This window comes from Mesorhizobium sp. M0496 (assembly GCF_040321205.1).
Lineage (GTDB): Bacteria > Pseudomonadota > Alphaproteobacteria > Rhizobiales > Rhizobiaceae > Mesorhizobium.
The window spans coordinates 20,601-44,333 of record NZ_JAMYRC010000021.1 but is presented as its reverse complement, the minus strand read 5'-3'; the positions used below and the strand labels follow the sequence as shown (position 1 = coordinate 44,333).

The following is a 23,733-nucleotide window of genomic DNA, read 5'->3' as shown; positions in this document are numbered from 1 at the left end:
CTTTTTCGTTTTTGGGGCCGACGCTGGCCGAGCTGCTTGGCCGAAACTTCCTCGTCCTCCCCCAGAAATCACATAAAATTACAGCAAGGAACGCTTCCCGCTGGGTCTCGTTAGCCCACCGTCAACCCAATGATGGAGAAAACCATGCAGGACATTTCCGGCAAGCGCGTCGCTATCCTTGCGACAAATGGCTTTGAACAGGCCGAACTTGAGGTGCCGCTCAAGAAATTGCGCGAAGCGAGCGCCGAGGTCGATGTCGTGTCGCTCGCGAGCGGCAAGATCAGGGGCTGGGACCACAAGGATTGGGGCCGCGAAGTTCCCGTCGACAAGATTTTGGATGAGACGCGGGCGGATGACTACGACGCGATCGTGCTGCCCGGCGGCGTCATCAATCCCGATCTGCTGCGGATCGAGCCGAAAGCCCTCAATTTCATCAAATCGTTCTGGTCGGCCAACAAGGTCGTCGGCGCGATCTGCCATGCGCCCTGGCTTCTCGTCGAGACCGGAATTGTGAAGGGCCGCCGGGTCACGTCCTACAAATCGATCAAGACCGACCTGATCAATGCCGGTGGTGTCTGGGAGGACAGCGCGGTGGTCACCGACCAGGGGCTTGTCACCAGTCGCAACCCAGGCGATCTCGACGCGTTCTGCGGCAAGCTCGCCGAGGAAATCAGGGAAGGGCGGCACGACAGGAGGGCGGCAGCCTAGCCCGCCTGGGCCTGGATTTCATGAAGGTCGCGCCAATCGGCGCAAGCTTTTCTCGCGGGCCGGTCGTAGCCGCGCCAGGCGCTCTTCGTACCGTCCGCCTTCCGCAGCGATGCCTGATGCACCAGCGAGGTCCAGCTGTTGGTCGAGGCGAGGTGGCAATAGAGCATGCCGAGCGTGCCGGATTTGCGCAGGTCGAGAAACGCCTCGTCGCTGAGTTTGTTGAAGACCGGCTCGTCGATCACCTGGAAATCGGTGAGGTTGAACACTTTGCTACCTTCCAGCGTCACCTTGCTCTGGCATGGCGAAAACAGGCCGTGCGTGTCGATCCTTTCGATCATCAATCTCGTGGCATTGAAATCGATCTGAAACTGGTTGCAGAGGTGAGCGCCTGCCTGGTCGCCTCGGTGCCGATTCCTATTCCCGTGTACGACGTCGACCGCACGGCCGAATCGCTTAGGCTGCGACTAGTGCTGCGCCGCCTGGTTTGGCAGCCGTATCAGGACCGGCGCGAGCGACCATTCCAGCGGCGTTGGCACCGACCAGGTAAATCAGATAGAACTAAATCAGGCAGAACCATTGTCTGCGATTTCAGGAGGCGACATGTCAGAGGAGCATGTTGAGCGTCGGCTGGCGGCGATCCTGGCGGCAGACGTGGTCGGCTATAGCCGTCTTATGGAGGTCGACGAAGAGCACACGCTCAATCTCCTTCGGCAGCATCGACGGGAGTTCTTCGATCCGACCGTCACCAAGCACGGTGGGCGCATCTTTAAGGTGATGGGTGACGGCTTCCTGGTGGAGTTCGGCAGCGTAATCAATGCGGCGCGCTGCGCGGTCGAGATCCAACGCGGCATGTCCGAGCGGAATGCCGGCATCCCCGAGAACCGGCATTTCAAGTTTCGCATGGGCATCAACCTTGGCGACATCATCGTCGACGGTGATGATTTCCACGGCGACGGCGTCAATCTTGCGGTGCGGCTGCAAGGCCTCGCGATACCCGGCGGCATCGCCTGCTCGGAAGCGGTGCGCCATGAGGTCGGCAACAAGCTGGGCGTCGACTTCGCCGATCAGGGCGCCAGGACCGTCAAGAACATTGCGCAGCCGGTGCACGTCTATTTCGCCAACTGGGACCAGGGCGTCCCGCATGTCGAGACGCATATTGCGGCTGGGAGCGTCCAGACGCTAGTGCGGTCCGACAAGCCGACGGTGGCGATCCTACCCTTCGCCAATCTGAGCAATGATCCCGACCAGCAGTATTTCAGCGACGGCATCACGGAAGACATCATAACCGACCTCTCGAACGTCTCCGGCCTGTTCGTGCTCAGCCGCAATACGGTCTTCGCCTTCAAGGGCAGGACCGACAAGATGGAACGCATCGCCAGGGAGCTTGGCGTCGGCTACATTGTTGAGGGCAGCGTCCGCAAGGCGGGAAACCGGGTCAGGATCAATGCCGAGCTGATCGAGGGCGCCACGGACGGACACGTCTGGGCTGCCCGCTATGACCGCGACCTCACCGACATTTTCGCCGTGCAGGACGAAATCGCCAAGGCGGTCGTGGCGCAGCTCAGGGTCAGGCTCCTGCCCGAGGAGAAAAAGGCGATTGAGCAGGCGCCGACGGACGATGTGGAAGCCTATACGCATTATCTTCGAGGGCGCGATTACAGCCACATCGCGACCAGAGCGAACCACCTGATGGCCAGACAAAGTTATATCAGGGCCATCGAGCTCGATCCGGGATATGCCCGCGCCTATGCAGGCTTGGCGGTCTGCGACGTACGCCTTCAGTCGATCTACGGCTCACCGATCCAAGTGGACGACATTCTCGCGACCGCCGATAAGGCCCTGGCTCTAGACGCGAATTTGGCCGAGGCGCATTCAGCCAGGGGCTTTGCCCTATCCCTCGCCGATCGCCGTTCCGAGGCCGCGTCGGCGTTCGAACAGGCTCTCACGCTCGACCCCAATTGCCACGAGGCCAACCGCTACTATGCCGAGTTCTGTGTGACCGGCGGCCAGTTCGAACTCGCCGCGACGTACTTCATGCGCGCGATGGAGATCAAACCGACCGACTACGGCGCACCGGTCATGCTGGTGAACGTCTTCCGCACTCTCGGCCAACAGAACGACGCGGAGCTTTATGCGCGGATCGCATTGGAGAGAGCTGAAGAGGAACTCCGTCTGCATCCCGAGAACGCCAATTGTGCCTGCCTGGGGGCGATCGTGCTGGCCTTCCTTGGTGAACGCGACAGGGCGGCGAAGTGGCTTGACCGGTCTCTGGCGATCGACCCAAGCGATATCAACGTCCAATACAACGCAGCTTGTACCTATGCGTTGTTGGGGGAGTTCGAACGCTCGATCGACCTTTTGGAAGCGTGGCTGCCGCAGGCTGGCGCCGAGATGAGACTCTGGTTCAAGAACGATTCCGATTTCGCCGCTGTTCGCAGCCATCCTCGCTACCAGAAGTTGCTCCAGCTCCTGCAGTAGCGATACGCATTGTTCTTAAGGCAATTTTATTGCCGACAATCAAGAACCGGGCTTCAGGAAGATTTACCGGACAAACCAACGCCCTCGCCATCCTACAGATATGATGTTATGTTACTAATATAACCGAGAGGTGGGGAATGGGTACCCGGTTCAGGCTGTTCGTTCAGCCTCCGTTTGAAGACCCTATGTCAAGCCCTGAGATCATTACGGTTTCTTCCCCGGCAGGCAGCGTCGGACCTGGCCCCTCCGACGATAGTATGTATGTCGTCGAGCCAGTCGACAAGACCCGGCCCTATGGCGTCAATCACGGCCCGTTGGGCACGCCCTTCATCTCCCTGCCGCCCTGGACGCAAGCGATCCTCGATCCGGCCGTTCCCGACGAGGAAGGCAATTTCGATCACTATCAGCCCTCGACGCCCGGCTTCGAAGCAGCGCACGCGTTCGGTTGCGTGCGCTTCACGCTCGACGTTTGGGAGCGTTACATTGGCCAACCGCTCATCTGGCATTTCCGCGATCACTACGACCGTTTGGAAATCTCGATCCTGCCGGGTTGGGATAACGCCCAATACGGCTATGGCTTCCTCGAGCTCGGCAGCCAATTCGCGAAAGACGGGCGCGCGCTGCCCTTCAGTCTCGACTTCGATGTTATCGCGCACGAGGTTGGCCATGCGTTCGTCTATGGCGTCCTCGGCATACCGAACCCGGGAGCCGAGTTCCCCGAATATCTGGGTTTTCAGGAGGCCTTTTCCGATTGCGTTTCGTTGATCGCGGCCATGCATTTTCCCTCCGTGATCGAAAATGTTCTGACGGTGACGCGTGGGAATCTCTACATCGCCAACCAACTCTCTCGCTTCTCGGAATTTTCGCCGCACCGCCAGATACGCGAGGCCAACAACAAACTGACGATGGCCGATTTCGCGGACGGCTGGACCGACGAGCATGCCTTGTCACAACCTCTGACGGGCGCCGTCTTCGACATTCTGGTCGATGTCTTTCACGAGAGCTTGGTGGCTCGAGGACTGATCTCGCCGGAGGCCGAAAATCTTGCGGACCTCGCCGAGATCGACCCAGCTGCCGAGCTGCTGCTCCAGGAAGTCTTTGACCGCGATTTCGCCCGCAATCCAGAAGGGTTTGTCGAAGCGCTGCTCGACGCGCGCGATATCGTGGGTACCTATCTCGCCGAGACGCTGTGGGCTCTCGCCCCGGATTTCCTGGACTACGGTGACGTGGCGAGAACGATGCTCGCGGTCGATGACAGTGTGACCGGAGGAGAACTATCAAGGATCATCTTCCGGGATTTCGACCGGAGAGGGATTTTTCGCTACCGCGCCGGGCCTCGCCTGACGAAGCCAAACCGAAAGAGCCATGTTCATGAGGGCCGAATCGCTCGCCCACGGGACCAGGCGCGTCTGCCGGGCATGAGCTATTTCGAGAAATATTGGATGTCCAGAAGTGGCGCCGAGCTTTGATCGACATGCAGAAAATGGGGTGATCCATGATACCTGAAACCATTTTAAATACCTCGGCCATCCATTTGTTCGGTAGAGTTCTTGAGGATTTGAAGCTCAAGAAGAGGATCGATGGGGGACGTCCCCCAAGGCCTGGCAACAACAGATTCCTGCAGAACCAGATCGACGCCTCCGGTAGCCTGCTGGCAAGGATATATGCGTTCACCTTCGAGGCGCAGTTCTACGAGCTGGCCCGACCGACCATACTTCTCGTTCATGGGCCTGGCACCGCGGTTGATTATCCAGCCCCGGCGGACACCGATCTCAAGGTCATGAGCCGCGGTCCGAGCGACCCTGCCTATACCGGATTATCATCGCAGATAGGCTCGTTTGCACGCGGAATGCTGGTCTGGGTCTACGACAAGAGTGACCTGACAATGCGGCTGGAACTCGACACCGGAACGCTCGAGGATGTCCTGTTGAGTGCCGAGCTGGACCCGCGTTCGTTTGGTCGATCGGGTGGAGCAATGGGGCGATCCGGCGGCGCCATGGGCAGGTCCGGCGGTGCGATGGGGCGGTCCGGTGGCGCCATGAACCGCGGCGGGCGCGGCGATTTGGACTAGCGTTTCCGATCGTTAATTGAGAATGCCGAAGGAGATGGACCATGGCAAGAGTAGATATAGTGCGTGTCGATACACCTGAAGGGAATGCTGTAAGAGGCGGAGATCCGGTTACGGTCAGTGTGACGGTGTCCCCGGACCGTGGTTGGTTTAACGATGAAAAATGCCTGGTAATTGACTTTATCTATGCTGATACTTTAGACATCGCGACAGAACTAACAGTATACCAAAACGACGTAACAATCGTGGATACGTCTACAATAAACTTCGCGGTTAAAGCGGACTCCGGCGCCTCGTCTGGGGAATACTATGTTCAAGTCAAGAATATTTACTTCAAGGAAATCGTAATAAGTGGCCCTGAGGATGGAACTATCGCTGTATTCTCCACCTAGTCACTTCCAAGAAATACGCTGTGACTAACCGCAAAGTCACAAGTCATATCGGTATCAGCGGCTCTGTCCTCACGCCGGCAAAATCTTGCCGGGGTTCATGATGTTTTTGTGGGTCGAGCGTCTGCTTGATCATGCGGCTTCCGCAGCTGCCTCCTCAAATCATTCATCTCGCTCCTTGTTGCGGACGAACTTCGCCTCCCAGAAGGCCGTTCGACTTTGGCGCATACGTGAGAGCCAACCCTGAACGTGCCAAAAGCAACATGCACCTCGACGCACTTGCGGCGCGAGGAGAAGGCGATGAAATCAGCCCGCCGGCAGCCCCGCCTTCCGCAATGACGCCTGGTGCACCAGCGAGGTCCAGCTGTTGGTCGAGGCGAGGTGGCAGTAGAGCAGGCCGAGCGCGCCGGATTTGCGCAGGTCGAGAAACGCCTCGTCGCTCAGCTTGTTGAAGGCCGGCTCGTCGATCACCTGGAAATCGGTGAGGTTGAGCACCTCGCCGCCCTCCAGCGTCACCTTGCTCTGGCGGGGCGCGAACAGGCCATGCGCGTCGATCCTTTCGATCATCGCTCGGGTGGCGTTGAAATCGATCTGGAACTGGTTGCAGAAGGCGAGTGCCTGCCTGGTCGCCTCGGTTGGCTCGCTGTCGCTGAAGAAGGGCGCGATCTTCTCGTCGCGGAACGGCGCCAGCAGCTGGTCGACGACACGGTCGCTGGCCCGGTCGACGCAAAGCGTCAGCCGGCCGGGCGCCTTTGGGTCTTCGGCCAGGATGAAGGGATGGCGGCGGACATAGGCGGGGATGTAGTGCGGCCCGGTCCATTTGCCGTCGGCGTCGACGAACAGGTTCTCGTCCTGGCGCACGCCGGTGATGACCACCGGCGCCTTGGCGGCACCGATGAAGACGATCGGGTAGGAGCGCATCGCCGCCGGCATTTCCGACGCCACCACCGGAATGGCGTGCGCCGAGCGGGCGAAGCCGAAGTCGCTGCGCGCGGTCAGGCCAAGCGAGCCGTGCCGCGCCGGGTTGAGCGCCTCCGGCCTGGAATAGAACAGCGGCATCGCATCGCCCGCTAAGTCCGTCTTTGCATCCGCCATTGTCCGTCTCCCGCAAGCCGATCCGGCCGCCAAAGGTCCCGAAGCCGGGATCCGGTCTTGTTTGCGCTCATCTTGGATCGAAAAGAATCCCGCGCGCGAACAAAGTACTACAGCGTCTCTTGCGCGCATAAAAGGACAGGCGGCGCTGTATTTTGGGGTTTGCGGTGGCGAATTGTCTTGAGGCAGGGCCCGGCTGCCTGCGGGTCCTCTGGACAGCTTGCCGCGAAGCGGTGACAGTGGTCGCCGGCAGCGGACAATTGAGGCTAGCATGGCGTCGGTATCGGATTTCGAACAGGGACAAACCTTCACCATCGAAGCCGGGGGCCAGCAGATCCCGCTCGAGCTGAGCGCGGTCAACCCCATCGCCGCCAGCCCGCGCCCGGGCGGCGGCTTCTCGCTGCTGTTCAGGGGCCCGCGCGAAATCGCGCTGCCGCAGGCGACTTATCTCTTCACCGGCACAAGCGGCACCCACGAGATCTTCATCGTGCCAGTCGCCGCCGATGCGGCGGGGCGGCTGTATGAGGCGGTGTTCAATTAGGCGTCGCTAGCTTTCTGAGGCGACGCTTGCGCTGCGACGCTGAACTTTGACGTCGGCGGGACAGGGGGGAGATTGAGCGCTCAGCCGCTTTCGCCAATCTCGAATGCAGCAGGAAGAACTCGGCGCCGAAGCTGCCGATCTCCCCCTTTGCGGGGGAGATGGCCGGCAGGCCAGAGGGGGGTGTGAAGGATCGCGGCAGAACCAATCTTTTATCCTGCAACCCCGCATGCCTTCAGCCCGTCACATACCAGCCTCCCGGCGGCGCACAGGCCATCAAATCGTAGACGCCCTTGTCCTCGACCACCGCGAAGCCCAGCGCGACATAAAGCTGCCTGGCCGGATTGTTCTTCTCGACGTGGATCGAGGCTGATTTGCCGGCTAACCATGCCTCGTCGATCAGGTCGCGCAGCAGCGCCCTGCCATAGCCCTTGCGGCGATGATCCGGCAGGAAGGCAATGTCGATGATGCGGTGCTGGCTCGGCCAGCGCTCGATATAAAGCCGGCCGACGTCTTCGCTATCGCGTTCCACCACCAGCCAGTCGGCCTCGGGATAGTGCTTTTGGTAATGCGCGTGCTGCGCCTGGAACTGCATGTCGAGCAACGCCGTCTTCTGCGCGTCGGTCCAGGACGTCACGGCAAGTTCTTCCATGCGCGTCGAGGCGTAGAGCCGCGACAGGAACGGCATGTCGGCCGCTGTCGCCGCACGGAAACCGAGCCCGGCCTTATCAGACCGGGGCCAGACTGGACGGGGCCGTGCCTGCTTCGCTTCTGTCACGCTGCCGGAAATCAACCGTCAGACCGGCGGCGTCAGGTCGCGCACCACGACAATCTGCTTGAGGTTGTTGTCGGTCAGCGACGTCCAGCCGTACTCCCATTCGGAGCTGTCGATGCCCATCTGGTTGAGCGTCCACAGCCCATTGGTGCCGTCCTGCATGAGGACCAGGCTGAACAAAGCGAGCCGGCCGTCGGCATTGTAGGCGAGCGAGAGCCGTGCCGAGGCTTGCCCGACGTTGAAGTCGCGCCATCCCGACCAGTTCTGGGTGGTGGCATCCCATTGCGCGTTGAACTGGACACGCTGCTGATCGGAGGCGACCAGCACTATGTCGCCGTCGCCCTGGATGCCGGCGGCGAGCGAATATTTGTGCTCGCTGGAGTAGCCGGGCGTCGCCCACTGCGTCCATGTATCCGAACCCGCCGGCTGCTGGCGCGTGTGCAGGACCTGCCCGCTCTGCGTCAAGGCGAACAGATTGGTGGCGCCCAGCGGCCCGATCACCGGCGCCATCTCGGTGAAGCCACCCGTCTGGGTCGTGTCGATCTGCACCCATCCCGTCCAGTCGGCGGCTTTCAGCGCCTGAGCCTTCGCCTGCTGGCAACGGTAGAGATGCAGGCCCGAATTGATGCCGAACAGCGCGATGCGGCCGCCACCCTGGCGTATCGCCGTGACTGCCACCAACCCGCCGGGAATCTGAATCCAGTCGCTCCACGGCTTAGCGGGCGGCGCGAGCACATCGACGGTGACGACGATCGGTGTCTTTGTGCCGGGCGGCGTGATGGTTTTCTGCACCTGAACGATCTGATCCGGATTCTGGTAGATCCACCAGATGCGGCCTTGATTGTCGGTCAGGAAGACCTCGATGCGGCCGTCGGCATCGTTGGCCATCGAAAGCTTCTGATAGCTGGTGGCGCCCGGCGGCGTGCCGATGCCGATCGGCGCATTCCATTTGTCGATCGGGCCGACTTGGTTGGCATCCTCGGTGATGAAGGACAGATTGGTAGTGCCCGACGGCTGCGCGACCACCGCCACCCGACCGTCCTTGGTCAGGCCGGCGGTCATGATCACCCAGGCGCCGGGAGCGATGATCGACCAGGCGGAGGGCCACAACCCGTTGGGCGCGGTCTGCGCCTTCTGGATCAAGCGCCCCGCCGCCGAATCGATCGCCACGACCATCAGCCGCGACAATTCGAAGAAGGACGCGCCGGCCGGCATGCTCTGGAAAACGGGGGCTGTCGGCGATGTGGCCGTGGCGCTCGCGGCCGTCTTCTTGGCTGCGGAGGTCGGCGCTTTGGACTTTGGTGCTGCTGTCTTGGCCATTGTATCGGTCCTGCCCTGTTGACTCGGTGTCAGCCTCTTGGTGGGAAAACGCCTTGCAGCGCGATGCAGAAGTAACAGGTGAGATAGGGCTGCAAATTGTTGTGCGGCAGGCCGCCGCCGGCAGGCGATATTGTCTGGTCCGACAGCGACACCATGCTGCCTGGCGCGACATATACATTTCCCTGGCTCGACTTGGCGAACGCATTGCCGGGAGCGATGTTGCTGTCCCCGCTGACGATCGAAGGAGCTGCCTGGACGAAATGGGCATGCATCGGCATCTCGGACTCCAGCAGAGGCACGGTTTCAGAACCGCCGGTTTCGCCGAGATCATGCAGCGACAGGCCCGGCCCTTGCCCCGGGTGCATCGGCGCGCGGCCTTGCAAATCGGGCAAGGCGAAGTTGGACTTGCCGTTGCCGCCATAGGTGGTGCCGAGCAACGAGAAAAGTGCGGTGTTCTGCGACAGCGGCAGCAATTGACCGTCGCACCAAGCCCAGCCCTTGGGTGCGAAATTGAACGGAAAGATACGGATTTCGGCAACGAACGGATCGGCCATGGCGGTCCTCTTTAAGTCGGCGAAGGGAATATGCCGAACAGCGAGATGATGAAGTCGACGCACAGATAGGGCTGGAAATTGCTGTGTGGCTGGCTGCCGCCGCGGCTGCCTAGAAACTGGGTGCTCATTGGCACCGATGGACCGCCGTTGATGAACGCGTTGACCTGACCCGACCTGCCGATGACGCTTTGGCTGGGGTTGGGCTGATTGGCGATGTCGTTTGAGGCTAGCAAGGCGTGGGTATGCGCCGGGATCTGCTGGATTGTCAGCGTGAGCTCCTCCACGCCCCCCGTCTCGGCCAGGATGAACCCGTTGCCCTGGTGGATGGGAAGGCGGCCACGCAGGTCAGGCAGCGCGAAGGTGCTCTCGCCATCCCCGCCATAGGTGGTGCCTATCAGTTGGAAAAGCGTCTCGTTCTCGGAGATCGGCAGAAGCTGCCCTTCGCAAAACATCCAGCCGGCCGGTGCGAAATTGCCGGCAAACATACGGACCTCACCAACAAAAGGCTGTGCCATGACCGTGTTTCCTCAATTCGGCGACGGGAAAATGCCCTGCAGGGCAATGCAGAAGCTCAACGTCAGAAATGGCTGCATGTTGAGATGCGCCTGACTGCCGCCGATATCGGTGACGGTGCCGGAAGCCATGGCACCGAGGTTTTGCACCGGGCCATAAAGGAGGTTCGGCGTGCTGTTGCCCAGTACGTTGTTAGCCGGAAGGTTGCTCACGCCGGTGGCGGATGATGCGGTGGCGCCGTGTATATGCATGGGTATTTCCGCGATAGACAGCGTGTGGGCCTGCTCGCCGCCGCGTTCGCCCAGCGTATGGCCGCCGCCGACATGAATTGGCATGCGTCCGCGATAGTCGGGGAGCGCAAAATTCACCCGGCCGTCGCCGCCGAAGGTAGTGCCGAGCAGCGAAAACAACGCTTGGTTCTGATTGATGGGCAGGAGTTGTCCGTTGCAGAGTGCCCAGCCTTTTGGCGCGAACACAAACGACATGATTCTGATTTCCGACAAAAACGGTTCAGACATAAGCCCTCTCCCAAAACTACTTGTACTGACCTTAAGCTACATTAGTGAGTCGACAGAAATCTCCAAGAAAATTAACGCCGCACTACTGCTGATGGATATACCTAACGCTTCGTAAGTATGCCCCATCGAAATTAGTTAGTCGGCACAAGGACAAGCCCACCATTGTGCCCACCCGGGATCGCGGCGTAAGCCAGCGCACCGCCAGCGTCGAACGAGAACACCGAACCTATCGGCGTGTTGCCGCCGGCATTCCAGACGGAGGTGGCAATCGCCTGATTGTTCGCGCCGACCGCAAAGTTCTGGAAATACAGATGCGACGTGTTGCTGCCTTCGCGCGTCAGGAAGGCAATGTCGTCGGCTGGCTGGGCCAGGGTCACTGCATTGTTGGCGATGTTCAGATAAACGGATGAGAGTTCGCCGTTAGCAGTTCCTGAACGCACGTCGATGCCGACTGCGCCGTTGCCCGCCGAACCGGTGCCCGAAAGCGTGATGTTGTTGTTGCGGATCGTCAGATCGAGCGAGCCGTTGTCGGCGCTCGGGCCGGCGCCGTCGCCATGCGCTATGGCAAGGATCGCCGGATCGTTGCCGGACTTGGTGATCGTGTTGCCGATGATTTCGACAACGCCGGTCGAAGCGTCTTCGGGATGGATGTAGATCGGCGAGCCCGCCGAGCCGACGCCGCCGCCCTGGATATCGGCATTGTTGTTGATGCGGCCCATGATGACGGCATTGTTGATGCCGAAGACGTTGATGACCGGGCCGCCATTGCCATAGATTTTTTTGTTGTTGAGTATCTTGAAATTCAGGTGGGCGGTGTCCTCGGCGTTGAGGCCGATGGCGCGGCCGAGGCCGCCTTGCGGATCGAACGTATTGCCGTTGCTGGCCGTGCCACCGTCGGTGATGTTGACATTCAGCGTCGAGGTGTCGCGGGCGAAAGCTTCGACGCCGGAGGTCTTGAGGCTGACGAAATTGCTGTTCGAGATGTTGAGCGTCGCGTTGGCGCTGCCAAAGGCCTCAAAGTTGAGACCCTGCGCTCCGTTTGCGGAAAGCTTTGTGTTGCTGAACGTGCTGCCGGCAATATTCAGCGTCAGGCTTGTCCCGGCATCGTTGCGGATATCGACCAGATTGTCGCCGCCAGCGCCAGCGGTGAAGCTGAATGTGGAATTCGTGATCGATGACGTGCCGGTGAGATTATAGAACCGCATGCCGCCTTCGAAGACGGCATCGCCGAAGCCGGTCACAGTGGTGTTGGCGATCGTCAGGTTCGAGACGTTCTGGCCGTTGATGCCGACCTGGACGCCGCCGTTCAAATTCAAATTGGCGAACGCTGCCGTCGCCACGCCGCTCATGTTGATCGCCGCCTGGGCCGCACTGTTGAATGTCGGACCGTCGACATTGTTGAGCGTGCCGTTGCCGCTGTTGGCATTGGTGAAGTTCATGTTCGAAAGCGACAGATTCTTCGTCGACGTGAACAGCGCGCCTTGCACTGTGTTCTGGATTGTGCCGCCGGAACCTGCCGTAACGCCAGTGCCGGTGACCGTCAGCCCGCCATTGCCGGCGGCGAGACCCGTTGTGTTGAGCACGATGCCGTTGGTGCCGCCATTCGCCGAGATGCTCTGGAACGTCAGCCCGCTCGCGCCGATCGTCGTGTTGGCGACATTGAGCGCCGTGCCCGTTGTGGACGTGATCGTGTTGCCGGTGCCTTGCACCGTCACCGTGCCGCCGCCGGTGGCGTTGAAGCCGATGCCGCTGGTGGTGTCGATGACCAGCCCGCCATTGGTGAAGTCGATCGTCACGCCGGTGTTGTCGGTCAGGGTGACGCCTGCGCTCGTCGTCGAAGTGATTGACTTCGACGTACCCGAGAAGGTGATCGTTCCGGCGGCGTTGTCGTCCAGCACGATACCGATCTGGCCGCTGACATTGTGCGTGATATTGCCCGATAGCGTGATGTTGCCGGCGCCGGCGGCGCGGTCCTGGATATCGACCGCACGGCCGGTGCCGCTGGTGATGGTACCGGCGTAGCTGAAGCCCGTCGTGCCGCCGCTGTTGACGCCACCGGCGCCGTCGCCGATGCGGATCGTGGCGCCGGTGCCGCCGATGAGCGAGCCGGTGCCGAGGCTGACCGTGCCGGTGCCAGTGACTGTGTCCATGATGACGGCGCTGGTGCCGCCGGCCAGTATCTTGTTGGTCGATGAGAAATTCACGCCGCCGGCGGCGACGACGACGGTGTCGAGATTTAGCGCGGCGCCCGTCGTCGTGCTGATCGAATTGCCGGCGCCCGTCACGGAGACCGTCCCGCCACTCGTGGCGTTGAAGCCGGTGCCGTTGGTGGTGTTGATCGCCAGCCCGCCATTGGTGAAGTTGATCGCCGTGCCGCCATTGTTGGTCAGACTGACGGCGTTGTTTCCGCCGGTGGTCAGCGTCTTTGTCGCGCCGCCGAAAGTGATCGTGCCGCTGAGGTTGCTGGTGGCGAGGATGCCCAGCCCATTGTTGGTCCGGGTGATCGTGCTGGCAGCGTCGAAAGTCACCGAACCGCCATTCATGCCCTGGATGTTGACGACATTGCCGCCAGGGTTGGTGATGTCGACATTGCTCAGGTTGACGACCGCGCTGACATCGTTGTTGGGCGGCAGGCCTTGGTCACCGTCGATGACGAAGGCATGGTTCGCAGCCCCGGCGGCGGTCTGGATGGCGACATTGTTGAAGGTGAAAGTGCCGGTCGCGTTGTTCAAAGCGTCACCGAGGATGGTGATGCCGCGCGCTCCGGTCAGGCTCGCATTGTTGATGGTGACGCTGCCCGCCGCGCCGTCGATCAGGATGCCAGTGCCGGCGGTGTCGTTGAGGCCGTTCGCCACGGCGGTGGTGAAATTGATCGCACCGCCGGTCGTGTTGGCGATCGCGATCATGCGTTGGCTGGCGGTGGCCTGGGTGATCGTGCCGGCATAGGTGACGGTGGCGCTGCCGCCGCTGACATTGAACGACGTGCCCGTCGCGCCGCTCAGCGCGCCGGTGCCAAGGCCGACCGTGCCGGTGACATTGGTGAGGCCGACATTGTTGGCGCCACCGGTCGACGAGGTCGCGGTGAAATTGATGCCCGCGGCGACACCGTTGAGGTTGACCGCCTGTGCGGCCGTGGAACTCACGGTTCCGGTGGTGACATTGACGGTGCCGCCGCCGCTGGCGCTGAACCCGGTGGTGCCGTTGGTGACGATACCGAGGTTGGCGAAGCTGACAGTCGAGGCCGTACCGTTGTTGTTGATCGAGACCGCGGTGCCGGTCAGCGTCGAGACCGTGCCGAGACCGACCGCGCCGGTGAAGCTGACCGTGTTGGCCGCCGTCGCGCCGGAAACGCTGATGCCGCTCGCCGTGCCATTCGCCACGACCGCCCCGGCAAAGCCGAAGCTGCCGCCACTGCGGCCCGTTATCGTGACCGCTGTGCCGGTCGACGTGCCGGGGACGCCGACAAAGCTTGCCGCATCGAACCCGATGGTGGCGTTGCCGCCGGCAACCGTGATCCCACCGCCGGCGCCGCCCGTGACATCGACATTGGTGCCAGTGATCGTGCCTTGTGGCCCGGTTCCACCGCCGAAGACGATGCCGGTGCCGGTCGCCGCCGTGGTGACGTTGAGGTTGGCCAGTGTCGTCGTGCCGGTTGCGTTGCGGATATCGAAGGCAATCCCGGTGGCGCCGGTGCTGCTGACGTTGCTAATGGTGGTGTTGAGCGCGTTGACGATGACGTCGCTGGCATTGCCGGAGAACGTCACATTGTCGATCCCCGTGCTGGTCGACGGCGTGACCTCGACGCCGGCGGTGGCGAAATTCTGGATCGTCATGTGGCTGATGATGGTGCCGGACGCACCGAAGCCATTGTCCTTGATGCCGCGTGCGGCACCCGCCGGGCTGCCGTCGAGGATGAAGCCGTCGATGAAGTTGCCGCTGGCGCCGAGCGTGATGGCGTTGCTGCCGGCACTCGTCGTCAGCGTGGCGGCACCATCGGCCGTGGCGTCGACGATCGAGATGTTGTTGTTGGCAAGCTGGATGGTGGATGGCACCGTCATCGCCAGGTTGATGTTGCCATTGCCGAAGCCGCGCACCTGCTCGCCGGTGGCCAGCACCAGCGTGTCGTTCGCATTGCTGCCGGCCGCTGTGATGGTCCCGCCGTCGTTGACGAGGACGAGGACATCGCTCGTTACCGCCGCTGCTTCCGCCGTGGAAAGCGTCGCCAGATTGTTCTGGTCGCGGCCGGTTCCGTCGCCGGTCGCGCTCGCGCCGACGAAATAGATCTTGCCGACGCCGAAGCCGAGGCCGGGGCTGGCGGCAAAGTTGACGTCCTGGAAGTTATAGGTGCCCAGCGTCGGCGCGCTGGACGCGTCGATGCCGATAGCGGCGCCGATGGTCGAATTCTGGTCCGTCGCCGTTTCGCCGTCACCGTAGGTGAAGGCGAGGTTGGTGGCGCTGTCGAGGAAGACGCCGGTGTTGACGCCGGTGATGCTCGAACTGGCGCCGCCGACAACGGTGTCGCCGAGGCGCACGATCTGGCCGCCGGTGGCGCCGCGCAGGTCGACGCCGATCGAGGTGCCGGCGCCTATCGGGTTGGTGACATCGAAATCATCGGCCGTGATCGGCGCGTTGATGGCGGCGCCGTTGAGGTCGAAGGCGACGCCCGTGGTGCTGTTCAGGCCGATGTCGAGATTGCTGAACGACAGCGCAGCACCCAGCGTGCCGGTGATATCGACGCCGGTCGCGGTTATCCCTTGCAGGTTGACCGTGCCGAGGTTGACAGCGCCGCCGCTGACATTGTTGAGCAAAATGCCGGTCCCCGCGCCATTGACGGAGATCGAGGCGAAGTTGACGCCGTCCGTGCCCACCGTCGCGCCGTCGAGCCTCAGCGCGCTTCCGGTCGTCGTGGTGATGGTGTTGTTGAGGCCGGAGACGCTGAACCTGCCGGCGCCGGTGGTGCTGGCGTTGATGCCATAGCCGAAGCCGGTAGTGATGCCGAGACCGCCGTTAGTGAAAGCCAGCGTGCCGATGCCGGCGGATCTGACGATGGCGTCGTTGGCGCCGGTATTGAAGGTCTTCGACGTGCCGGAGAAGGTGGCCGTTCCCTCGGACGTTCCGTTGAACGCGATGCCGATGCCACCGGTATGAGCGATGGTGCTGGAAATATCATACACGCCATCGGCGCCAAAGAAGCCGAAGGCCATCGACGCCGTAGTCGAGGTGACCGAACCGCTGAGGTTGGCATGGGTCCAGTCGCCTCCACCGGCTGACAGCACGGAGCCCGTGTCGACATTGATCGAACCGTTGTAGGTCAGCGTCGCAAAGGCAAGGCTATTGCCACCCGAGGTACTGATGGCCGCAGCGGTGGTGCTTGTCGTCGCGCCGATGCTGGCGATACCGCCATTGCCACCAACGTTGATGGTCCCGCCCTCCGTGTTCAGCGCAATGCCAAATTGCCCGCCGTCGATGGTCAGGGTGGATCCGGCGACGTTGGCGATGTTTATGGTGCCAAGCTGGCCGCTGATATCGAACCCTCTGTAGCTGACGTCGAGATCGGTCGTGCCGGTGAAATTGACCACACCGGCGCCTGTCAGGCCGGCCAACAAGGCGCCGGTGTAGCCGGTATCCCTCAGCCCGCCAATGTTGATGTCGGCGGCCAGGTCGAGGCCTGACAACAACACGCCGGCGGCGTTGATCGTCGATACCGCCGAAATACTGTCGAAGGTGATGCCGCCGGCGCCGACATTGGTACCGGCCACCAGCAGCCCGTCGCCGCCGGAGTTGATCTTGTTGCCGCTGCCGGTGACGGTAAGGGTGCCTGGACCGAAACCGCCAAACGCGACGAAACCCATGCCGCCTGTCGTCGTCGTTATGTCGAGGCCGCCATTGGTGAAGTTGATGGTGGAGTTCGGGTTCGGGTTCGGTATGCCGGAGACCACACCACCAGGCCAGCCGATATTGACTCCGTCGGTCGCGCCCGAGCTGATCTGCTTGGTCGAGCCCGAGAAGGTGATCGTGGCCGAGTTGTTGCCGGCAACGACGATGTTGCCGCCCCCCGCCGCGTTGCTGTCGCTCAGATTGCCCGACAAGGTCACCGAGCCACCGGTCAGCTCCTGGATCGAAACCGCGGCCCCGATGCCGTTGCTCGCGATGATGCCGCCGTAGGTGACGGTCGCGTTGCCGCCGCTCGCATTGGTGGCCGAGCCGACATTGAACGACGTGCCCGAGCCGCTGTTGGTCAGCGTGCCGGTGCCGAGAGCGACCGTGCCGCTGAGGTTCTGCAGGTCGACGCCGCTACTGGAAGCGAATGTCGCACTGGTCGAGGCGAAGTTGATGTCAGCCACGATGCTGTCGAGCGCCACCGCCTGCGCGTTGGTGGCGTTGATCGTGCCGGTCGTGACATTGACCGTGCCGCCGCCGCTGGCGCTGAATGCTGTCGCACCGTTCGTGGTGATATCCACATCCGCGAAAGTGACCGTGGAGCCGGTGTTGTTGGTGAGCGAAACGCCAGTGCCGCCGATCGTCACCTGGTCGGTGAAGGTCACCGAGCCGCCGGTGCGGTTGGCGATATTGATGCCGCCGCCGGTCAGCGTGCCTGCCGGTCCGGCGTTGGGCAGGAAGCCGCGCGAGACCGAGATGGTGCCGGAGCCGGCATTCACGTCGAGCAGGGTGCCGGCGACGTTGATATTGTTGTTGATGACCGACAGGTTGGTGTTCAGCCCGGCAACCTCGATCGCGGTCTGGCCGGCCGCGACGTTGCTGATCGTCACGCCTTCGATGGTGATGCCGCTGGCATTGCTGAAGCCGACCGCGCCCTGGTCGATGAGGAAGGCAGCGCCGGTGGCGCCGCTGAAGTCGAAGGCGGTGTTGCGCACGGCATTGTCGCCGAGCAGCTGCATCAAATTGGCCGTGCCGCTGACCACGGCCTCGTCGCCGGTGATGTTGCCGCCGGTGGCGCCGAGATTGCCATGGACATTGGCGGGCTGGATCGTCCCTGTCGAAACGGCGTTGCCGTTTCCGAAGCCGGCAATGGTCTGTCCTGAGTCGAGCGTGAAAGCGGTGGCGCCGAGATCGATCGTGCCGACGAAGACGAAGTTCTGCGCGCCGGTCAGCGCATCGGCTGCGGCGAGCGAGATGGAGTTGACGCCCGTGCTGAGATTGCCCGTCGTACCGGCCGCGATGAAGCCGCCCGATTGCGAAACCATGGTGACCGAACCGAGAGCCGTGGCCAGATTGGCGCTGCCGGTGAACAACACGTCGTCGAAATCGTAGCTGCCCTTCGTCGGGTCGAGCCCGACGGTGTTGACGGTGTAGCCGCCGGATGCCGCGATGATGAAGGATTCCAGCCCGTCGGTCGAATCGCCGTCGCCGAACGTGAAGGTGGCGTTGGCGGTAGTCGCGGTGGTGCCGCCCGACGACAGTTCGACGCCGACGCCGACATTGTTGATCTTGGAGCCCTGCAGGAAGGTGATGGTCTTGTTGCCTGTGGTCGACGACAGGTCGATACCGCGTGAGGTCAAGTCGCCGGTGCCGGTGATCGTGGTCAGGCCGAAATCGGCGGTCGTGGACGACCCGCTGAAGTCGATGCCGGTCTGGTTGGCGCCGGCGCCCAGCGTCACAGTGGTCGTTCCGAAGGTGACGTGGCCATTGGTGCCGACGAAATTGATACCAGCCGTGTTGGCGGTGACTCCCATGGTGATGGCCACCCCGCCGGCGAAATTGATCGTGCCGCCGGCATTGCCGCCCAGGTTGATCGCATTGGCCGCACCGGTGGCGGTGATCTTGCCGCCGAACGTGGCGGTGCCGCCGATCATGCCGAAGATCCGCACCGCGCTGGCTGTGCTGGTCTGGTCGATGGTGCCGTTGTAGGTAAGGTTGGGCGTGGAGCTGTTGATGCTGAAGGCCTGGTCGCCCGTGTCGGCGATGGAACTAGCGACCCCGAAGGTCAAGGTTCCGCTTGAGCCACCAAGGATTTCGACGCCTATGCCTGTGCCGACGCCAGAGATATCGAGGTCGTCGAAGGTGGCGGTGCCGTCGAAATCGTTGGCGAACAGCGCGACATTGGCGGCGCTGGTGATCCTGGTGTTGCCGGTGAAATTGAGGGTCGCGCTCGAACCGACAATCGCAATGCCGGTTTGACTCGGGTTCTGGATGGTCAGATTGTCGACCGTGACAATGCCGGTCGTGCCGTCAAGTATAAGACCCACCTTGGCGGCACTGATCGTCACGCCGTTGATCGTTGCACCATCGCTGCCCTCTCCGTCGATCGCACGGTTGGAGCTGCCGACGGCAAGATTCTCGACGACATTGCCGTTGGCCAGGTCGATGGTATTGCCGGCCGCATTGTTGAGCGTCGCACCGCCATTGCCGAAGGGGTCGTCCTGCACCTGCGTGCCGCTGATGACATTCGCACCGGTGACATTGGCGGGCGGCGAGCCAAGGCTCACGGAAGCGCCATTGGCGAAGGACACGATCGATTGGCCGTCGGCCAGCGTAAAGCCGTCGGCATCGGTGTCGATGTTTCCGGCCCCGTTGTTGACCAGAACGAAGATGGTGTTGGCCGGGGCCGCCAGCGCGTCCGCCGCGGTGGCGTTGATCAGGTCGTTGACGCTGGAGCCATCGCCGAGGCCCGTGTTGGCGGCGCCGACGTAGATGACATTGGCGATGTCGAACAGCTGCGGGCCGTTCAGCACCGTGTCGTTGAAGGCGTAGGTGCCGCTGCCCGGCGACAGGCCGCGCATGTCGAGCGATGCCGTGACGCCCGATATCGACGCGCCGCCGGCCGCGCCGAACGAGAACGTCGTGTTGGCGGTGGTTCCGGCCAGGCCGTTGGTGCCCAACTGGACGCCGGTGTCGACACCGGTGATGACGCCGCTGCCGATGGTCACCGAGCCGCCATTGGTGCCGGACAGGTCGATGCCGGTCGAGGAGCCGCCGGAACTACCGCTGACGTCGAGCGTGGCGGCGGTGAAGGTCGAGGTGCTTCCCGACAGGTCGAGCGCGGTGGAGCAGTTGCACAGGCCGGTGATATCGATGTCGCCGAAGCTGATAGTGCCGTTGCTGCCGACGACGTCGATGCCGTTTCCGAACGGCTGGTCGATGGTGACTGCGCCGCCGAACGAAACGGCGCCGGTGTTGTCTTCCAGCCAGATACCGTCTCCGGGATCGGTCATGCTGACCGGGCCGCTGAAGGTGATCGCGCCGGCGTTGCCGATGGCGAGGATGCCCTCGCTGTCGACATGGGTCAGGGTCACCGGCCCGCCGAAAGCGACCGCGCCACCGGAATTCTGGACGTCGATGCCGATGCCGCCCGGGGCGGTGATGTCCGAGATGTCGACGGCTCCGAACGTGAAATCGGCGGTGCTGTCGAAGATCCCGATGCCGCCGAGGATGGTGTTGCTGACAGTCGTTGCGCCGGAAACGGCGAAATTTCCCGACACGCCTGCAAACATCGCGCCGAACCCGCCGCCGTCCTGCGTCAAGCTGGCCAGCGTCACGTCGATATTGGCGCCGAGCAAGACGACGCCGGCCGCGCCATTGCCGGAGATCGTGCCGTCGGTGGTGCTGAATGTGCCGGTGGTGGAGAGGACGTTGACGCCGAAGCCGGAATTGCCGGACGCGTTCAGTGTCTGGAATGCGTATGTCCCGTCGCCGACGATGAACAGACCGTTGTCGCCGTTGTCCGACAGCATCGTCGTGCCGTTGAATGCATATGTGCCGTCGCCCTGGATCGACAGGCCCGCATCGGTATTGCCGCTTGAGCTCAAATTGGCAGCAGTGACGCCGTTGGTGCCATCGAACAGCACGCCGTTTAGACCAGCCCCCGAAACGGACACGCCTGAAATCGTGACATTGCTGACGCCGTTGCCGTAGATGCCATTGGCGCTGCCGCCGGAGACGTTGAAGTCCAGCAGCGAGCTGTTGTTGGCCAGCGTGACGACATCGCCGGCGCCGGAATTGGTCAGCGTCGCCGCGCCGCCGGCATCCGAGATGGCACCGGTGTGGGTGACATTGTCGCCGGTTACATTGACCGGGAGGCCGCCGAGCGAGAAGGTCCGCCCGTTGCCGAAAGAGGCCAGTGTCTGCCCGGCGCCCAGCGAGAAGCCATCGGCGTCGTCGATGGCCGTCCCGCGATTGACCAGCACGAAGATCGCGTCCGCGTCGGTGTTGGCGTCCGCTGTCGCGACCGAGGCCAGGTCCAGCAGCGACGAGCCGCTGCCCGTGCCGGTCGCGGTGGCGCCGACGAAGATCACATTCTGCACGTCGAACAGCTGCGCGCCACTGAACGTCGTCGAGCCGAAAACATAGTGGCCGAGCGTCTGGTTCAAACCACGCGCGTCGAGCGAAGCGGTGATACCGGCGATGGAGCCGCCGCCGAAGCTGAACTCGGCATTGGCCGAATTGGCCAGCGACCCCGATATGCCGAAGCGCACGCCGGTGTCGACGCCGGCGATCGAGCCGCCATTGGTGATGATGATCGTTGCCCCGCCCGCACTCGGCGACGCAAGGTCGATGCCGATCGACCCGGCCGCGCCGGGGCCGGTGATGTTGAGCGACTGCGCGGTGAAATTGGTCTTGGATCCGGAGAAGTCGAGGCCGGCTTGGCCGACTCCCAGCCCGGAAATGACGATGTTTCCGGCGACCACCGCCGCATTGGCGCCGGCAAACGACATGCCGTCGCCGCCGGGTGCCGAGATGGCGACGTCGCCGAAGCGTATCGCCGCCGGCGAATCCGAGATGGCGATTGCCGGTCCGGCCGTGTTCGAGATCGTCGTCTTGCCATTGACGGTGAAGCTGCCCGAAACATTTTCGAGCACGACGCCCGACGTGCCGCCCGTCTGAGTGATCGAATCCAGCACGACATGGGCGGTGATCGGGTCGATGAAGACGCTTACGCCATCATCGCCCAGGGCTTTGTTGCCCGATACCTTGCCGCCGGTGATTGTGATGCTTCCGCCGGTGCCCTTTACGGTTATGCCGGCATCGTTGTTGTCGAGAGCATTGACGGTCGCGAATGTATAGGTGCCCTTGCCCGTGATATCGAGCCCGTCGTCGAGATTGCCCTGCAGCAGCGTCGTGCCGGTGAAATTGTAGGTGCCGTCGCCTTCGATGTGCAGGCCATCGAGACCGTTGTTCTTCGCGGTGAAATCGGATGCCGTGACGTTGGTCGAATTGCCGGTGAACTCGGCACCATTGCCGCCCGCACCGTCGACAGTCACTTTGGTCAGCGTGGCGCCGGTAACATTGTCGCCGAAGATGCCATCGCCACCGCCGGTGATGGTGATGCCGTTCAAGGTGTTGCCGTTGCCCAGTGTTATGACCGGGTTGGCGACGTTGGTGCCCTGGATCGTGCCGTCGCTGCCGCCCAGGTTGAAGGTGCCGGTGCCGCCGCCGACAAGCTTTGCCGTGACGCTTTCGCCGCCGCCGATGACGGTCTGGCCGTCGGCAAGCGTCACGCCGTCGGTCGTCAGATTGCCGTTGCCGCCGAGCGCTACCACAAACCCGCCGCCGCCAGCCTTGGTGACGGCATCGTCCAATGTTGTCGGATCGGCTTGGGTGCCTGCGCCCGCCAAGCCGCCATCGGCAAAGTAGAATTTTCCGAAGGCGGCGTTGGTCGCGGCGTTGATGGCGACGCGCGTCGTCGATCCGCCGTTCAGTTCCTGCGACTGGATCCTGACGCCGATATCGCCGCGCACCCGCTCGTTGACGCGCTTGCGCAGGCCTTCGCTGACCGGATAGACCGGCTCCGGCCCGCTGTCGGCCCCATTGTCCGAGCCATGGCCGGGATTGAACGGGATGTTCAGCCGCACGCTGCCGGCGAACTGGGTGTCGTCGCGATTGTCATTGCGGACCTCGCCGGCGAACACCAGTTCGGTGCCGCTGCCGAAGACATCGCCGATCGTGTATTCGAAGCCGGCCTTGGCGCCGGTGACGCTGTGGTCGTTGCCGTGCGGGTCCTCGAAATGGTAGCCGCCGATGTCGAGCCGCAGCGAATGCTTGTCGGGCAGGTTGATCGGCACCTGGGCGCCGATCTCGCCTTCGATACCCCATGCCGCGTAGTCGCGATGGTCGAGGACCGAAATCTGCTCCATCAGCTGGTTGCCGACCATCGACAGGGTCGAACTCGACGAGTGATCGGTGTGGTCGCCCTTGATCGGCAGATAGACGTTTACATGCGCGTCGAAATGCGGCGTGATCGCCTCGGCGCCCAGCGTGGCCGATGTGAACTGGCTGGAGTTATAGTTCTCGACGTTGAGATAGGCGTAGCCGCCGATCATCAGGTCGGGGTTGACGATGCGGCGAATGCCGAGGCCGACATCCTGGCCGAAACTGTCCTTGAAATCATGCTTGGCCCGGACATCCAGGAACAGCACCGATTCGGCCGTCTGCTTGAGCGGGATGAAGCCTTCGAGCGCGGCGTTGCCGCCATTGTTGTCGGCACCGATGATGGCGCGAATCTGCGGCTGCCACAGCCCGTTCGGGTCGCCGTGGGCGGTCATGCCCGAAAGGCCGAGCGCCAGCGTCGTAAGCGCCGTCGTCTTCCACAGATGCTTTGCAATTCGTGAATGCCGATAGCCGGCGCGAACGTGGAAATCCTCCCCACGCGCCGCCACCCCACCAACTTGCCGAGAAATCTCGGTAGTGCCCATCCCTGGCGAGTCCTTCCGGGACTACACGTCCACCGTGCGATTGTTACTCGAATTCTATTGTATAGCGAGTCTCGGGCCCTTCGATTTCTGGAAGTTTCCTGCAAAGTCGCGTGGTGTGTCCGAAAGGTCA

The 23,733-nt window shown here is 62.6% G+C and carries 14 protein-coding genes; 6 read left to right on the top strand and 8 right to left on the bottom strand.

Going from position 1 to position 23,733, the window contains the following annotated elements; genetic code table 11:
- Window positions 1–144 precede the first annotated feature (144 nt).
- A complete protein-coding gene (locus tag NKI73_RS18505; protein WP_352632129.1) occupies window positions 145–708 on the top strand; it encodes a type 1 glutamine amidotransferase domain-containing protein in 564 nt (187 codons plus the stop codon).
- On the opposite strand, the gene NKI73_RS18500 is transcribed toward NKI73_RS18505, so the two are convergent.
- Entirely contained in the window at window positions 705–1,046 is a 342-nt protein-coding gene (locus tag NKI73_RS18500; RefSeq protein ID WP_352632128.1) for a SapC family protein, read from the bottom strand. The two genes, NKI73_RS18505 and NKI73_RS18500, sit on opposite strands and share 4 nt — an antisense overlap.
- Window positions 1,047–1,308: 262 nt before the next feature.
- Between NKI73_RS18500 and NKI73_RS18495 the strand changes: the two genes are divergently transcribed.
- The 4 genes from NKI73_RS18495 (at window position 1,309) to NKI73_RS18480 (ending at window position 5,646) form a co-directional block, all read left to right on the top strand.
- Window positions 1,309–3,186 (top strand): TPR end-of-group domain-containing protein, encoded by a 1,878-nt coding sequence (locus NKI73_RS18495; RefSeq protein ID WP_352632126.1) that lies wholly within the window; start codon window positions 1,309–1,311, stop codon window positions 3,184–3,186.
- 137 nt (window positions 3,187–3,323) lie between these two features.
- Entirely contained in the window at window positions 3,324–4,655 is a 1,332-nt protein-coding gene (locus tag NKI73_RS18490; RefSeq protein ID WP_352632124.1) for a gluzincin family metallopeptidase, read from the top strand.
- Between the two features lie 26 nt (window positions 4,656–4,681).
- Window positions 4,682–5,257: a hypothetical protein gene (locus NKI73_RS18485; RefSeq protein ID WP_352632123.1), complete on the top strand. Its 576-nt coding sequence runs from the start codon at window positions 4,682–4,684 to the stop codon at window positions 5,255–5,257.
- A gap of 41 nt (window positions 5,258–5,298) precedes the next feature.
- The gene (locus NKI73_RS18480) at window positions 5,299–5,646 is read left to right on the top strand and encodes a hypothetical protein (protein ID WP_352632122.1); all 348 of its coding nucleotides are present in this window, start codon (window positions 5,299–5,301) and stop codon (window positions 5,644–5,646) included.
- 303 nt (window positions 5,647–5,949) lie between these two features.
- Here NKI73_RS18480 and NKI73_RS18475 read toward each other — a convergent pair whose 3' ends face one another.
- Window positions 5,950–6,738: a SapC family protein gene (locus tag NKI73_RS18475; protein ID WP_352632120.1), complete on the bottom strand. Its 789-nt coding sequence runs from the start codon at window positions 6,736–6,738 to the stop codon at window positions 5,950–5,952.
- A gap of 268 nt (window positions 6,739–7,006) precedes the next feature.
- Between NKI73_RS18475 and NKI73_RS18470 the strand changes: the two genes are divergently transcribed.
- The gene (locus NKI73_RS18470; protein WP_352632118.1) at window positions 7,007–7,276 is read left to right on the top strand and encodes a DUF6916 family protein; all 270 of its coding nucleotides are present in this window, start codon (window positions 7,007–7,009) and stop codon (window positions 7,274–7,276) included.
- Window positions 7,277–7,508: 232 nt separating this feature from the next.
- On the opposite strand, the gene NKI73_RS18465 is transcribed toward NKI73_RS18470, so the two are convergent.
- The 6 genes from NKI73_RS18465 to NKI73_RS18440 form a co-directional block, all read right to left on the bottom strand.
- Complete coding sequence (locus NKI73_RS18465) at window positions 7,509–8,051, bottom strand: GNAT family N-acetyltransferase (RefSeq protein ID WP_352632116.1); 543 nt, start codon at window positions 8,049–8,051, stop codon at window positions 7,509–7,511.
- Window positions 8,052–8,069: 18 nt separating this feature from the next.
- A complete protein-coding gene (locus NKI73_RS18460) occupies window positions 8,070–9,368 on the bottom strand; it encodes a PLL family lectin (RefSeq protein WP_352632114.1) in 1,299 nt (432 codons plus the stop codon).
- A 29-nt stretch (window positions 9,369–9,397) separates the two neighbouring features.
- Complete coding sequence (locus tag NKI73_RS18455; RefSeq protein ID WP_352632112.1) at window positions 9,398–9,922, bottom strand: phage tail protein; 525 nt, start codon at window positions 9,920–9,922, stop codon at window positions 9,398–9,400.
- An 11-nt stretch (window positions 9,923–9,933) separates the two neighbouring features.
- Window positions 9,934–10,437: a phage tail protein gene (locus NKI73_RS18450; protein WP_502905640.1), complete on the bottom strand. Its 504-nt coding sequence runs from the start codon at window positions 10,435–10,437 to the stop codon at window positions 9,934–9,936.
- A 12-nt stretch (window positions 10,438–10,449) separates the two neighbouring features.
- Complete coding sequence (locus NKI73_RS18445; RefSeq protein ID WP_352632108.1) at window positions 10,450–10,953, bottom strand: phage tail protein; 504 nt, start codon at window positions 10,951–10,953, stop codon at window positions 10,450–10,452.
- 131 nt (window positions 10,954–11,084) lie between these two features.
- Window positions 11,085–23,603 carry an inverse autotransporter beta domain-containing protein gene (locus NKI73_RS18440; RefSeq protein WP_352632106.1) on the bottom strand — a complete coding sequence of 4,173 codons (12,519 nt, stop codon included), beginning with the start codon at window positions 23,601–23,603 and terminating at the stop codon, window positions 11,085–11,087.
- Window positions 23,604–23,733: the final 130 nt, after the last annotated feature.